The following is a 13540-nucleotide window of genomic DNA, read 5'->3' on the forward strand; positions in this document are numbered from 1 at the left end:
TCAGGCGGCTGCCTTGAGCAGATAGCCCAGGCCACGCAGCGTGACGAGCTGGGCGCCGGTCTGCGCCAGCTTCTTGCGCAGGCGGTAGACGACGACCTCGATCGCCTCGGCCTGCACGTCGGCCTCGCCAGGAAAGACCAGCTCGAACAGCCGCTCGCGGGCCACCGCATGGCCGGGGCGGGCGAGCAGGGCGCGCAGCAGCGCCAGTTCGCGCGAGGTCAGCTCCATCGGGGCGCCGTGCAGGTAGACGGCACCGCTGTCGGCGTCGACATGCAGGCCACAGAAGGTGTCGGGGGCGCGGCCCGTGGTGTTCGGACTGGACCCCGAGCGGCGCACGAGGGCGCGCACACGCGCCTCCAGCTCGTCCAGGTCGAAGGGCTTGGCCAGGTAGTCGTCCGCCCCGGTGTTCAGCCCCAGGATGCGGTCGCCCACGGTGCCACGCGCCGTGACGATCATCACCGGCGTGGTCCAGCCGGCGCTGCGGGCGCGGCCGAGCACGTCGAGCCCGTCCATGCCCGGCAGGCTCAGGTCGAGCAGCACGACATCGGGCTGGCTCGACTCCCAGCGGTCGAGCGCGCGGGCACCGTCGTCGCAGCCGACGACCTGGATGCCGCGCCGCTCGAAGGCGCGGCGCAGCGTGGTCTGCATCGTGGCGTTGTCTTCGATCAGCAGCAGTTTCATGTCGACAAGCCTAGCGCGTCACCGGGGCTCGCCGGATCCGTGGTCCCCCGCATTTCCCCTAGGTCTGCGGACAGCGGTTTGACAGCCAGCGCGGCCACCATCGCCTGGTCCCCTTCACCACCTTCGATTCGTCCAGGAGTTCCCCATGCGTCGTGACACCTTCCTCAAGTCCCTGGCCGCCATGGCCGCTGCGGGCGTGCTGCCTGCACAGGCCGCCGATGTCAGCCTGAAGATGATGATCCCCGCCAATCCGGGCGGCGGCTGGGACGGCACCGGCCGGGCCCTCGGCAAGGCCATGCAGGACGCCGGCGCGATCAGCACCGTGCAGTACGAGAACAAGGGTGGCGCCGCCGGTGCCATCGGCCTGGCGCAGTTCGCCAACGGCAGCAAGGGCGATCCGAACGCGCTGATGGTCATGGGCGCCGTGATGATCGGCGGCATCATCACCGGCAAGCCGCCGGTCTCGCTGACCGCCGCGACACCGATCGCCCGCCTGACCAGCGAATACAACGTCTTCGTCGTGCCGGCCGCATCGCCCTTCCAGTCGATGAAGGATGTCGTCGAGGCGGTGAAGAAGGATCCGGGCAGCGTGAAGTGGGGCGGCGGTTCGCGCGGCTCCACCGAGCACATCGCCGCGGCCATGCTCGCCCGCGAGATCGGTGTCGACGCGACCAAGATCAACTACGTGCCCTTCCGTGGCGGCGGCGAGGCCATCGCGGCCATCCTGGGCGGCAACGTCTCGGTCGGTGGCAGCGGCTACAGCGAGTTCCAGCAGTACATCGAGTCCGGCAAGATGCGCCCGATCGGTGTCACCTCGGCCACCCGTCTGAAGAACGCGCCCAAGGTGCCCACGATGAAGGAGCAGGGCTTCAACGTCGAGATCGGCAACTGGCGCGGTGTCTACGGCGCCCCCGGCATCACCCCGGCCCAGCGCAAGGCCCTGACCGACATGCTGCAGAAGACCGTCAAGTCCAAGGGCTGGATGGAGGCGATGGAGAAGAACGGCTGGACCGATGCCTGGCTGGCAGGCCCCGCCTTCGACGAGTTCGTCGAGCGCGAGTTCGCGGCGCTGCGGGTCACGATGGTCAAGGCCGGGATGATCTGAGCCATGGCCGACACTGCGCGTGACGCTCTGTCGGCGGCCGCCGTGCGCCACCAGACCTGGCTCGGGCTGGGTGTGGTGGTGCTGGCGGCGGCGCTGGCATGGGGGGCGACCTCCATTTCCTCCGATGCGGGTTACGCTGGTGTCGGTCCCAATTTCCTGCCCTGGGTGGTCTCGGGCTTGCTGGGCCTGTGCGGGCTGTGGCTGGTCTGGGAGGCCCGCTCCGGCGGCTTCCGCGACCAGGACGAGCTGGATGGCGCCGACCGTGGCGACTGGCCGGCCTTTGCCTGGGTGACGGCCGGCATCCTGCTCAACGCACTGCTGCTGACGAAGATCGGCTTCATCCTGAGCTGCTCGCTGTGTTTCGTGCTGGCGGTGCGCGGCTTCAAGACGTCGGAAGGGCGGCTGGACCTGAGTCCGCGCGCCTGGATCACCGACACGCTGATCGGCATGGCGATCGCCGCGCCGGTCTACTGGATGTTCACCAAGGCGCTGGCGATCAGCCTGCCGGGCCTGACGCAGACGGGGTGGCTGTGATGGGTGGAATGGACATCTGGAACAACCTGCTGCAGGGCTTCCTGACGGCGGGCACGCCCATCAACCTGTTGTGGGCGCTGGTCGGCTGCACGCTGGGCACGGCGGTGGGCGTGCTGCCCGGCATCGGTCCGGCCACGGCGGTGGCGATGCTGCTGCCGATCACGCTGAAGGTGGAACCGACGGCGTCGATGATCTTCTTCGCCGGCATCTACTACGGCGCGATGTACGGCGGCTCGACCACCTCGATCCTGCTCAACACGCCGGGTGAGGCGGGGTCGATGGTGACCGCGCTCGAAGGCAACAAGATGGCCAAGAACGGCCGGGCGGGTGCGGCATTGGCGACGGCGGCGATCGGCTCGTTCGTGGCTGGCACCATCGCCACGGTACTGGTGACGCTGTTCGCACCGATCGTGGCGACCTACGCCATCCGCCTCGGCCCGCCCGAATACTTCATGCTGATGGTGCTGGCCTTCTGCACCGTCAGTGCCGTGCTGGGGCAAAGCACGCTGCGTGGCCTGACCGCGCTGGGCATCGGCCTGGGGATGGGCCTGATCGGCATCGACCAGATCTCCGGTCAGGCCCGCTACACCGGCGGCGTGCCCGAGTTCATGGACGGCATGGAGGTCGTGCTGGTCGCGGTCGGCCTGTTCGCGGTGGCCGAGGCGCTGTATGCGGTGCTGTTCCAGGGCCGCGTGGTCGAGACGCAGAACAAGCTGACCTCGGTCCACATGACCAAGCTGGAGTGGCGCCGCTCATGGCCAGCGTGGCTGCGGGCGACCTTCATCGGCTTCCCGTTCGGCACGATTCCGGCGGGCGGCAGCGAGATCCCGACCTTCCTGAGCTATGCGACGGAAAAGAAGCTGTCCAAGCACAAGGAAGAGTTCGGCACCACCGGCGCCATCGAAGGCGTGGCCGGCCCGGAAGCGGCCAACAACGCCGCGATCACCGCGACATTGATCCCGCTGCTGACGCTGGGCATCCCGACCTCGAACACGACGGCCATCCTGCTCGGCGCCTTCCAGAACTACGGCATCCAGCCGGGGCCGCAGCTCTTCGACACCAACGCCACGCTGGTCTGGGCGCTGATCGCCTCGCTCTACATCGGCAACGTGATGCTGCTGATCCTGAACCTGCCGCTGGTGGGGCTGTGGGTCAAGCTGCTGAAGATCCCGAAGAGCTACCTGTACGCCGGCATCCTGATCTTCGCGACGGTCGGTGTCTACGGCATGCGCCAGAGCGCGTTCGACCTGTTCCTGATGTATGCCATCGGCCTTCTCGGCGTGGTGATGCGGCGCTTCAGCTTCCCGACGGCACCCGTGGTGGTCGGCATGATCCTCGGCCCGCTGGCGGAGGCGCAGATGCGCAATGCGCTGTCCATCGGTGAAGGCAAGTGGAGCGTGTTCCTGGAGCGGCCCATGTCGGCGACACTGATCGTGGTGGTGCTGGCGGTGCTGATCCTGCCGCGCCTGATGAAGCTGAGGAAGAGAGGTTGAACCATGCGGTGTCTTCTCGATGCGGATGCGCTGGCCTGGCTGCTGCGCCTGGACAGTGACCCCGCGCACGACGAGCACCGCCTGGCCTGGCTCGCCGAAGCCCAGCGGCAGCGCGCCACGCTGCTGATTCCCGCCTTGGTGCTGGCCGACTGGCTGGTGGAGGCCGGCCCGGCGGGCGACGCGGCGCTCAAGGCATTGCGCACGGCGCGTGCGGTCGAGGTCGTGGCCTTCGATGAACGCGCAGCCCGCGAACTCGCCCGCCTGCACGCCTTCGCCGGCACCACCGACGACGACCGCTGGAGCCGCGCCAGCCGCGAGCAGCGACAGCTGGTCGCGCTGGCTGTCGTGCGGCAGGCGTCGCTGGCGGGCGAGGCACCACGCCTGGATGCGGCGGCGGCGATGGCCGGTGTGGCCTTCATCTCGATGGGCGACATCGCGGCGCTGGGCTCGCCCCCGCAACTGGTCCTGCCGCTGGACGTGCCGGCGCCAGCCGAGGTGTCGTGCGCACCGCTGTCGCCACTGGACAGCAGCGTCTTTCGCGAACTGGCGCAGGCGTTCACGTCGTTCGATGCGCTGACCCTGGCCGGAACCGACGAGGCTCCGCCGACGTGATCTGGGATCTGTCGCCTCCGGTCGGACCCGACACCCCCGTCTACCCGGGCGACCAGCCCTACACCCAGCGCTGGACCGCCACGCTCGGCCCTGACTCGGCCGCCAACGTCAGCGCGGTGACGCTGTCGCCCCACGTCGGCGCCCACGCCGATGCCCCGCTGCATTTCGCCGAGGGCGCCCCGGCGATCGGAGTGCTGGACCTGGACCCGTTTCTCGGCCCCTGCCGGGTGATCCACGCCGTCGGCTGCGGCCCGTTGATCCGACCCGTGCACCTGGCCCATGCGGTCGAGGGGCTGCCGCCGCGGGTGCTGGTGCGGACCTGCGTGCGGGCGGCCACCACCTGGCGCGACGATTTCAGTGCCTTCGCGCCCGAGACGATCGACTGGCTGGCGGGGCAGGGCGTGCGGCTGGTCGGCCTCGACACGCCTTCGGTCGACCCGGCCGACAGCGTGGCGCTCGACAGCCACCAGCGCCTGCTCCGGCTGGACCTGCGGGTGCTGGAGAACCTCGTGCTGGATGAGGTGCCCGAGGGCGACTACGAGCTGATCGCGCTGCCGCTGCGGTTGATGACGGCGGAGGCGTCGCCGGTGCGGGCGGTGCTGCGGTCGCTGCCCCCGGGGACTGACGGTCCGGCCGCAGGGGCTCAGACCTTGGCGCCGAGTGCCAGCGCGCGCTGGCGCTGACCTTCCAGGTCGGACGCCCGCGGCTGCTCGTCGGCCCGCACCGGCCAGCCGGCGGTGTGGCGCTCGACCAGCCCGCGCAGCGCGTCGATCCACGTCGGGTGGTCGTTCAGGCAGGGAATGTGGTCATAGCGCTGTCCACCGGCCTGGAGAAAGACCTGCTTGCCCTCGATGGCGATCTCCTCCAGCGTCTCCAGGCAGTCGGCCGAGAAGCCCGGGCAGAAGATCTGCAGATGCTTCACGCCCTTCTTCGCCAGCGCCTGCAGCGTCGGTTCGGTGTACGGCTCCAGCCATTTGGCCTTGCCGAAACGGCTCTGGAAGCTCAGCGACATGGCTTCCGGCCCCAGCCCAAGCCGCTCGCCGAGCAGCCGCGCGGTCTTGTAGCAGTGGCAGTGGTATGGGTCGCCCAGCGTCAGCGTGCGCTCCGGCACGCCGTGGAAGCTCAGCAGCAGGTGGTCGCCGCGGCCCTCGCGCGCCCAGTGGTCCTGCACGCGCTGGGCGAGGGCGTCGAGGTAGCCCTCGTCGTCGTGGTGCTGGCGGATCCAGCGGATCTCGGGCAGGGAGCGCTGGCGCAGCTGCCAGTGGTGCACGTCGTCCATCACGCTGGCGGTGGTCGTGCCCGAATACTGCGGGTACATCGGCACGACCAGGATGCGGTCGCAGCCCGCGGCCTTCAGTGCATCGAGTTCGCTGGCGATGGACGGGCTGCCGTAGCGCATCGCGTGGCGCACCGTGAGCGTCCGGCCGCGGGCGGTCACGCTGGCCTGCAGCAGCTCGGCCTGCTTGCGGGTCCAGACGGCCAGCGGCGAGCCTTCGGGGGTCCAGATGCTGGCGTACTTGGCGGCGGACTTGGCCGGGCGGGTGCGCAGGATGATGCCGTGCAGGATCGGCTTCCACACCGCGGGCGGGATCTCCACCACCCGCTGGTCGCTGAGGAACTGCGCCAGATAGCGCCGCACGGCAGGCGCCGTCGGCGCGTCCGGCGTGCCGAGGTTGACGAGCAGCACGCCGACGCGGGTCGGGCTGCCGTGGCGGTATTCGGGTTCGGGTTGGGTTTTCATGGCGGGTGCATTCTCGCCGAGCCGGCAGATTCCCGTGCTTCGGGGACACTGCAGGGATGATTGCTGCCCTCACCCTCGATCTGGACGACACCCTCTGGCCTGTGATGCCGACCTTGCTGCGCGCCGAAGCCGTGCTGCAGGACTGGCTGCGCACCCATGCGCCGGCCACCGCCGCGGCCTTCGATGTGCCGACGCTGCAGCGCCTGCGCGGCGAGGTCGCGCACCGCCACCCCGAACTGGCCCACGACCTGACCGCACTGCGCCTGATCACGCTGCGCGAGGCGCTGATCTCGGCGGGGGACGATCCGGCGCTGGCCGAGGAGGCGTTCGACGTGTTCTTTGCCGAGCGCCAGCGGGTGCAGTGGTATGCCGATGTCCGGCCGGCGCTGGAGCGGCTGGCCGCGCGTTTTCCGCTGCTGGCGCTGTCCAACGGCAATGCCGAGCTGGCCGCGACCGGGCTGTCGGCCTATTTTGTCGGGGCCGTGAGCGCGCGTGGCTGTGGCGTGGCCAAGCCGTCGGCGCGCATCTTCGCGGCGGCGTGCGCCGAGCTGCGCTGTGCGGCCGGACAGGTGATGCACATCGGCGACGACTGGCGGCTTGACATCGTCGGTGCCCGCCAGGCGGGCCTGCACACCGCCTGGATCCGGCGTCCGGAAGCGGCGCTGCACCACGGTCCCGCCAGTCCGGACCTGGATGCGCCACCCGCCGGACAGCACCTGCATGTGGACGATCTGCTGGCGCTTGCGGAGGCGCTCGGGGTCTGATCTGTGCGGTGATTCGCGGTTTCTTCAGGCCTTGATCGGTCGGAGGCGGGCGCGACACTGGCGGGCATTCATGGGTCCGTCCACCAGTGAGCACCACTTCCGTTCCCCGCAGCCCCGCCCGCGACGTCGCCGCACCCGCCAGTCCGTCGGTGCAGGCCGAGGCCCGGCTGAGTGCGGCGATCCGCGACCTGTCCGCCGCACCAGCGGCGGTGCGTGCCGTGCCGGCTGCGGAGTGGCTGATGGACACCGTCGGTGTCCTGCTGCACGCGCCCCGCGGAGCGGACGCCCTGCGGGCGCTGGTGCTGCATCTGGCCAGCGGTCTGCAGTGTGACCGCGTCGCGCTGGGCCTGCGTCGGCAGACCCGTTCGGACCTGGAGGTGCTGGCGGTGTCCGACCTGCCGCGCCTGTCGGATGCGGCCGAACTCGTGCGCGATCTGCATGCCGCGATGCAGGAGGCCGCTGCCAGCGCCTGCACGCTCACCCATCCTGCCCGCCGCCATGGACCGATGCAGGCCGGGCTGGCCCATGTGCAGCTCAGCCGCGCCATGGGCGCCTGCGCGGTCTGCACCGTGCCGCTGGGGGGCGACGGGCTGGTGCTGGGCGCGCTGACGCTGCAACGTGATCTGGGCGCGCCGTTCCGCACCGAGGAAATCCTCCGGCTGGAACAGGCCGCTACCTACCTGACCCCGCTGCTACGCCTGTACCTCACCCGCTCCCCGCGCCGTGGTCCGACCGCGCTGGTCGCCTGGCCGGGCTGGCTGGAGCCGCTGCGCCGCCACCTCTGGCCGGTCGCGCTGGGCGGGCTGCTGGTGGTCGGCCTGTTGCCGGTGCAGCGCGAAGTCGTGGCGCCGACACGGGTGCAGGGGCTGCACGAACGCCAGATGGTGGCCCCGCGCGATGGCTTCATTTCCGTGGTCTATGCCCGTCCGGGGGCGCAGATCCAGAGCGGCCAGTCGCTCATCGACCTCGATGGCGAGCAGGCCTCCAACGAATTGCGCACAGCCGAGGCCACGCTCGCCCAGGCCGAGAGCGCCGTCAACGAGGCGCTCGCCCGCCATGACCAGGCGCAGATCGTCGTGCAGATGGCCAAGGTCGACGAGGCCCGCGCCCGCGCCGATCTCGCCCGGCGCGATCTGGAGCGCGGCCGGCTGCTGGCGCCGCTCACCGGCGTGGTCGTCTCGGGCGACCTCAGCCGCTCGGTGGGGGCACCGGTCAAGCGCGGCGAAGTCATGATGACGGTGGCGCCAGTCGACGGCTTCCGGCTGGTGCTCTGGGTGGATGAGCGCGATGTGGCCGGCGTGCAGGTCGGCACGATCGGCGCACTGCGTGTCGCCGCCCGACCGGGCCAGGCCCTGCCGATGACCGTCACGCGCATCACCCCGGTGGCGCGGATCCGCGACGGGCGCAACGGCTTCGAAGTGGAGGGCGCGCTGGTGTCGAATGCCGCGACGCTGCGGCCCGGTTTCGAGGGCGTCACCCGCCTGGACACCGGGCGCCACCCGCTGGCGGTGGACCTGTTCGGCCGGCTGTTCGACTGGCTGCGCATGGGCTGGTGGACGTTGCTCGGATGACGCCGGCGTCGACCCTGGCGACCCCGGGCGCAGCCGCCAGCGCCAGCGCAAGCGAGGTGCTCGACCCGGTGCCGCTCGACAGCCCGCTCTGGTACCGGGTGGCGAACATCGTGCCCCGGCTGCGGCCGACGGTGCGGGTGCGCCACCGTGGCAGCCAGGGGCAGGCCCGCCATGTGCTCGCCGATCTGCTCACCGGCCGCCACCACCTGCTGGACGAGGCCGCCTGGTCCTTCGTCGGCCGCTTTGACGGGCGGCGCACCATCGGCGAGATCTGGACCTGGCTCAGCACCCACCGCGCGCAGCCGCCGACGCAGCACGAGGTGCTGGAATGGCTGGCCCATCTGGATTCGGCCGGGCTGCTGCAGTCCGATCGCCTGCCCGACCTGCAGGCGCTGATGCGCGGCGAGGAACAGGTCGATCGGCGCCGCCGCCGTGCCTCGCTCAATCCCTTGTCCTGGCGGGTGCCGCTGGGTGACCCGACCCGCTGGCTGACCCGGCTCGATCCGCTGGCCCGCGTGCTGGCCCATCCGCTGACGCTGCTGCTGGCGCTGGCCATCGTCGGGGCCGGGCTGATGCAGGCCGCGCTGGTCTGGCCGTCGCTGCAGGCCGATCTGCGGGAGCGCCTCGGCAGCCCGACCTTTCTGGCGCTGAGCTGGGGGGTCTATCCGCTGATCAAGGCTCTGCATGAGCTGGGGCATGCGCTGGCGGTGCGGCGCTTTGGCGCCGAGGTGCGCCACGTCGGCATCGGTTTCCTGTATCTGGTGCCCGCGCCGTATGTCGATGCGTCGGCCGCGACCGGCCTGTCGCGGCGGCGCGAACGCATCCTGATCAGCGCGGCCGGCGTGCTGGTGGAAAGCGTGCTGGCGGCGGTCGGTGTGCTGGTCTGGTCGGCGGTGGAACCCGGCCGGGTACGTGACCTGGCGCTGTCGGTGGCGCTGGTGGGCGGGGTGTCGACCGTGCTGGCCAATGCCAATCCGCTGGTGCGCATGGACGGCTACCACGTGCTGACCGATGCGCTGGATCTTCCGAACCTGGCCCAGCGCAGCCGGCGCTGGTGGTTCGACCGGCTCCAGGGCTGGCTGGGCGGGCGGGTCATGGCCTCGGCGCTCCCGGCCCGCAGCCGGCTGCAGCGGGGCGTGACGCTGGTGTATGCGCCGGCTGCCTGGCTGTTCGGCATGCTGGTGGCGACATCGGCCTGTCTGTGGCTGGCGCAGACCGCGGCCATGCTGGCGCTGATGGCGGGTGCCATCGCGCTCTGGATGCTGGTGGGCAAGCCGCTGCTGGACAGCCTGCGCTGGCTCGTCCGGGCGCCTGCGCTGCGGGGACGGCGTCTGCGCGCCACGGCACTCGGACTGGCACTGGCCGGGGCATTGCTGGCGGGGGTGCTGCTGGTGCCGATTCCCCAGGCCACCATCGCGCAGGCGCAGGCCTGGATGCCGGAGGATGCGCTCGTGCGCGCACCGGCCGACGGATTCGTGGTGGCGATCGACGCCGCCGCGGACAGCGTGGTGCAGGTGTCGTCGCCACTCGTCACGCTGCACAGCGACGAGCAGCCCGTGGAGCTGGCCACATTGCACGCCCGGCGGCTGGCGCTGGAGGTGCAGGTCAACCGCCTGCAGGTCCAGGATGCGGCGGCCGCCCAGCGTGCCGAGGCCGAAGTGGCGATGCTGCAGGCCCGGGAGGAGGAACTGGCGCAGCGCATCGCGCAGATGGCCGTGCGCAGCGTCCGGGCCGGGCGCGTGAGCTGGATCGAGCCGCAGACGCTGGTCGGCCGCTTTGTGCGGCGTGGCGAGCTGCTGGGCTATGTGCTGGCGGATGACCGGCTGGTGGCGCGCACGGTCGTGCCGGACGAAGACATCGCCTGGCTGCTGGCGGGGGTGCGCTCGGTGTCGGTGATGCGGCCGGAAGAGGCTGGACGGGTCTACGCGGGGCGCTGGGACGGGGTGGTGCCGGAGACCGGTTCGGTCCTGCCGGCCGCGGCGCTGGGCGTGCTGGCCGGCGGATACACCGAGACCGATCCGGCCGATCCCGACGGGCTGCGCACGCTGCGGCCGGTGGCCGTGGTCGATGTACAGGTGCCGGCGCTGGCGGTGCAGCGGCTGGGCGCACGGCTGCTGGTGCGCTTCGACCATGGTGCGCAGCCGCTGGGGGCCCGCCTGCTGCGGCGGCTGCAGCAGCTCACCTTGCGCCACCTCGGCGAAGCCACCGACGTGCCCGGAGGCCGCTGACATGGCCGCGACCCTGTCGGCGATGGCGCTGGTGCGGCCCGGGCCGGTCTGGGGCCACTATCCCCAGCGGACACAGCCCCGCCCGCTGGCTCTGGCGCTGCGCACTGCCTGGCGGGTGCGGTGCGAACGGGGGCGGTTTCTGGCGCTGTTGCGTGCGCCCGACGCCGTACCGTGGCCGCAGACGCTCGCCCGGCTGCGGCGCGACGGCTACACCCCCGCGGCCTGCGCGGCCGTCTTCCAGCGGCTGACCGAGCTGGTCCGGACCCACCTCGGCTTCGCGCCGCACGAGACGCAGCACCTGGCGGCCTGGACCATGCTCCAGGGGTGCCTGGTCGAGATGGCCACCGGGGAGGGCAAGACGGTGGCGATGTTCCTCGCCGCGGCGTGCGCCGGTCTGGCCGGTGTGCCCACGCATGTGCTGACCGCCAATGACTACCTGGCCGAGCGCGATGCGGCCGAGCTGCAGCCGCTCTATGCGGCACTCGGGCTGCGGGTGGCCTGCGTCACCGCGGCCTCGACGCCCGCGCAGCGCCGCGAGGCCTATGCGGCCGACGTGACCTATGCCGCGGCGCGCGAGGTGGCGTTCGACCACCTGCGCGACCGGGTTGCCCATGGCCGTGCCGGGGGACAGCTGGCCTGGACCGACGCCGGTGCGCCAGAGGCCGGTCCCTTGATGCGCGGGCTGTGTCTGGCGCTGGTCGATGAAGCCGACAGCGTGCTGTGCGACGAGGCGCGCGTGCCGCTGATCCTGTCCGGCCATGGTCGGCAGGCGCTGTCGGAGGCAGAGCTGGGCGCGCTGCTGGCGTGGGTCCGCGCGCTCGACATCGGTCGGCATGCCACGGTCACGGCCGCAACCGGCAGCGGCGCTGCCACGGTGCGGCTGACCCGTGCCGGGCGCGACTGGCTGGGTGCTCAGCCCTGGGCGGCCGAGCGGCCCTGGTCCGACCTGCGCTGGCGCGAAGACTGGGTCTTGCGGGCACTGACCGTGCTGCACGCTCTGCAGCGTGACCGCGATTACGCGGTGCAGGACCAGCGCATCGTCTTCATCGACCCCATCACCGGCCGCGCCGCGCCGGAGCGCCAGTGGTCGCGCGGCCTGCACCAGCTGCTGGCGCTGAAGGAGGCCTTGCCCATGCCGGCGCCCCAGCAGACCCTGGCGCAGCTCACCTACCAGCGCCTGTTCAGCCGCTACCACCAGATCGGCGGCATGAGCGGCACGCTGGCCGAGGTACTGCCCGAGATGGTGCTGAGCTACGGCACGCCGGTCCTCCGCATCCCGCGCCACCACGCGCTGCAGCGCCAGGACCTGGGCGTGCGGGTGTTCACCGACGCCGCGCTGCGCTGGCAGGCGGTGGCCGACCGGGCTGACACGCTGGTGGCGCAGGGGCGGGCTGTGCTGATCGGCACGGCGTCGGTGGCCGAATCGGAGCGGCTCGCCCAGCAGCTGCGCGCACGCGGCCTGCGGCCGATGGTGCTCAACGCCGTGCAGAGCCGGCTGGAAAACGAGGTCATCGCCCGTGCCGGACAGGCCGGGCGGATCACGGTGTCGACCCAGATGGCCGGCCGTGGCACGGACATCCGGCTCAGCCCCGCCGTGCGGGCGGCCGGTGGCCTGCATGTGCTGGTGTGTGCCGATGCCCTGCCGTCGCGCCAGTGGCGCCAGCTGGTGGGCCGGTCGGCACGCCAGGGCGATCCGGGGTCGGTCGAAACGCTGGTGTGCGTCGGAGAAGGTCCGCTGTTCCGGCGCATGCCGGGCTGGCTGCTCGCTACGCTTGTGCCTGGGTCCGCGGCGTCGCACTGGACGGCGGGTGTGTGGCGTGCGGCGATGCTGTTCGATGAATGGACGCAGATCCGCGAGCGCCGCACCCTGCTGCGCCAGGACCGCGCCGGTGCTGGACGGCTGGCGTACAGCGGATGGGAAGAATGACGAGCTTGGAGTCTGTGGTGAACGTACACGGTCGAGCATGTGTTGCCGCGGCAGGGCTGCTGCTGGCCGTGGCCGCACGGGCGGCGCCACTGGCCTGTCTGATCGAGCCCTCGCAGGTGGTGGACATCGGCAGCCCGGTGGTCGGCGTGATCGCCACGGTGGCGGTCGAGCGTGGGGACGCGGTGCGCCGCGGCATGGTGGTCGCCACGCTGCGCCGCGAGGTCGAGCGCGCCAACCTGAGCGCTGCCAGCCAACGCTCGGATGTCCAGGCCGAGCTGCGGGCCGCGCGGGCCGCGGCCGAACTCGCGCGCAGCAAGTTGGTCCGGGCCGAGGATCTGCGCCGGCAGAATTTCATTTCCGAAGTGGCCGTCGAGCAGGCCCGCTCCGAAGCCGAGGTGGCCTACCGCCGTGTCGACGCCGTGCGCGAACAGCAGCGCGCCGCCGCCAGCGACACCGAGACCGCCCGCTCCCAATTCGCCCAGCGCGAACTGGTCGCCACCATCGACGGTGTGGTCGTCGACCGCTTCCTGCACCCCGGCGAGCGGGTCGACGACAAGCCGATCCTGCGCATCGCGCGGCTCGATCCGCTGCGGGTCGAGCTGGTGCTGCCGCTGTCCGACCTGGGCCGCCTGAAGGCGGGCGATGCGCTGCAGCTCAAGCCCGATTACCCGGGCGCCACCCGCAAGACCGCCACGGTCGAGCGGGTGGACAAGATCGTCGATGCCGCCAGCCGCACCTTCCGTGCGCGGCTGACACTGCCAAATCCGGACCACGCGATCCTGGCCGGCGTGCGGTGCCTGCCCGAGTGGGCCGGGGCCACACCCACCGCCGTACCGGCGACACCGGCTGCGCCTGCCGTGGTGCCTGCCCTGGGTGTGCGCTGA

Annotated in this window: 11 protein-coding genes and 1 pseudogene; 10 read left to right on the top strand and 2 right to left on the bottom strand. The window is 71.5% G+C overall.

Annotated features, from left to right (window positions below; genetic code table 11):
• Entirely contained in the window at nucleotides 1-681 is a 681-nt protein-coding gene (locus U5O44_RS18190) for a response regulator transcription factor (RefSeq protein WP_322589813.1), read from the bottom strand.
• A gap of 145 nt (nucleotides 682-826) precedes the next feature.
• Here U5O44_RS18190 and U5O44_RS18195 point away from each other — a divergent pair, with 145 nt between their 5' ends.
• The 5 genes and pseudogenes from U5O44_RS18195 to kynB form a co-directional block, all read left to right on the top strand.
• A complete protein-coding gene (locus U5O44_RS18195) occupies nucleotides 827-1786 on the top strand; it encodes a Bug family tripartite tricarboxylate transporter substrate binding protein (protein ID WP_322589814.1) in 960 nt (319 codons plus the stop codon).
• 3 nt (nucleotides 1787-1789) lie between these two features.
• The gene (locus tag U5O44_RS18200) at nucleotides 1790-2320 is read left to right on the top strand and encodes a tripartite tricarboxylate transporter TctB family protein (RefSeq protein WP_322589815.1); all 531 of its coding nucleotides are present in this window, start codon (nucleotides 1790-1792) and stop codon (nucleotides 2318-2320) included.
• A gap of 8 nt (nucleotides 2321-2328) precedes the next feature.
• A complete protein-coding gene (locus U5O44_RS18205; protein WP_322589816.1) occupies nucleotides 2329-3813 on the top strand; it encodes a tripartite tricarboxylate transporter permease in 1485 nt (494 codons plus the stop codon).
• Nucleotides 3814-3816: 3 nt separating this feature from the next.
• On the top strand, nucleotides 3817-4425 hold the full coding sequence (locus tag U5O44_RS18210) for a hypothetical protein (protein WP_322589817.1): 609 nt from the start codon (nucleotides 3817-3819) through the stop codon (nucleotides 4423-4425).
• Nucleotides 4422-5036, top strand: a pseudogene (gene kynB / locus U5O44_RS18215) (arylformamidase); the annotation flags it as partial. The gene U5O44_RS18210 and the pseudogene kynB, both read left to right, overlap by 4 nt.
• A gap of 32 nt (nucleotides 5037-5068) precedes the next feature.
• On the opposite strand, the gene hemH reads toward kynB, so the two are convergent.
• Nucleotides 5069-6166 (bottom strand): ferrochelatase, encoded by a 1098-nt coding sequence (gene hemH / locus U5O44_RS18220; RefSeq protein WP_322589818.1) that lies wholly within the window; start codon nucleotides 6164-6166, stop codon nucleotides 5069-5071.
• Nucleotides 6167-6222: 56 nt separating this feature from the next.
• Here hemH and U5O44_RS18225 point away from each other — a divergent pair, with 56 nt between their 5' ends.
• The 5 genes from U5O44_RS18225 to U5O44_RS18245 all read left to right on the top strand — a co-directional run bounded on the left by U5O44_RS18225 (nucleotide 6223) and on the right by U5O44_RS18245 (nucleotide 13540).
• On the top strand, nucleotides 6223-6930 hold the full coding sequence (locus U5O44_RS18225) for an HAD family hydrolase (protein ID WP_322589819.1): 708 nt from the start codon (nucleotides 6223-6225) through the stop codon (nucleotides 6928-6930).
• Nucleotides 6931-7016: 86 nt separating this feature from the next.
• A complete protein-coding gene (locus U5O44_RS18230; RefSeq protein ID WP_322589820.1) occupies nucleotides 7017-8501 on the top strand; it encodes an efflux RND transporter periplasmic adaptor subunit in 1485 nt (494 codons plus the stop codon).
• Complete coding sequence (locus U5O44_RS18235; RefSeq protein WP_322589821.1) at nucleotides 8498-10729, top strand: site-2 protease family protein; 2232 nt, start codon at nucleotides 8498-8500, stop codon at nucleotides 10727-10729. Before U5O44_RS18230 ends, U5O44_RS18235 begins: the two co-directional genes overlap by 4 nt.
• 1 nt (nucleotide 10730) lies before the next feature.
• On the top strand, nucleotides 10731-12656 hold the full coding sequence (locus U5O44_RS18240; protein WP_322589822.1) for a preprotein translocase subunit SecA: 1926 nt from the start codon (nucleotides 10731-10733) through the stop codon (nucleotides 12654-12656).
• Nucleotides 12657-12673: 17 nt separating this feature from the next.
• Nucleotides 12674-13540, top strand: a complete 867-nt coding sequence (locus tag U5O44_RS18245) for an efflux RND transporter periplasmic adaptor subunit (RefSeq protein WP_322589823.1) — start codon at nucleotides 12674-12676, stop codon at nucleotides 13538-13540.

The organism is Sphaerotilus sp. (assembly GCF_034519685.1).
Classification (GTDB): domain Bacteria; phylum Pseudomonadota; class Gammaproteobacteria; order Burkholderiales; family Burkholderiaceae_C; genus Sphaerotilus.

What these genes read in the sequence shown, in the direction of transcription:
- U5O44_RS18190 (WP_322589813.1), bottom strand. Translation starts at nt 681, where the DNA reads ATGAAACTGCTGCTGATCGAAGACAACGCCACGATGCAGACCACGCTG.
- U5O44_RS18195 (WP_322589814.1), top strand. Translation starts at nt 827, where the DNA reads ATGCGTCGTGACACCTTCCTCAAGTCCCTGGCCGCCATGGCCGCTGCG.
- U5O44_RS18200 (WP_322589815.1), top strand. Translation starts at nt 1,790, where the DNA reads ATGGCCGACACTGCGCGTGACGCTCTGTCGGCGGCCGCCGTGCGCCAC.
- U5O44_RS18205 (WP_322589816.1), top strand. Translation starts at nt 2,329, where the DNA reads ATGGACATCTGGAACAACCTGCTGCAGGGCTTCCTGACGGCGGGCACG.
- U5O44_RS18210 (WP_322589817.1), top strand. Translation starts at nt 3,817, where the DNA reads ATGCGGTGTCTTCTCGATGCGGATGCGCTGGCCTGGCTGCTGCGCCTG.
- hemH (WP_322589818.1), bottom strand. Translation starts at nt 6,166, where the DNA reads ATGAAAACCCAACCCGAACCCGAATACCGCCACGGCAGCCCGACCCGC.
- U5O44_RS18225 (WP_322589819.1), top strand. Translation starts at nt 6,223, where the DNA reads ATGATTGCTGCCCTCACCCTCGATCTGGACGACACCCTCTGGCCTGTG.
- U5O44_RS18235 (WP_322589821.1), top strand. Translation starts at nt 8,498, where the DNA reads ATGACGCCGGCGTCGACCCTGGCGACCCCGGGCGCAGCCGCCAGCGCC.
- U5O44_RS18240 (WP_322589822.1), top strand. Translation starts at nt 10,731, where the DNA reads ATGGCCGCGACCCTGTCGGCGATGGCGCTGGTGCGGCCCGGGCCGGTC.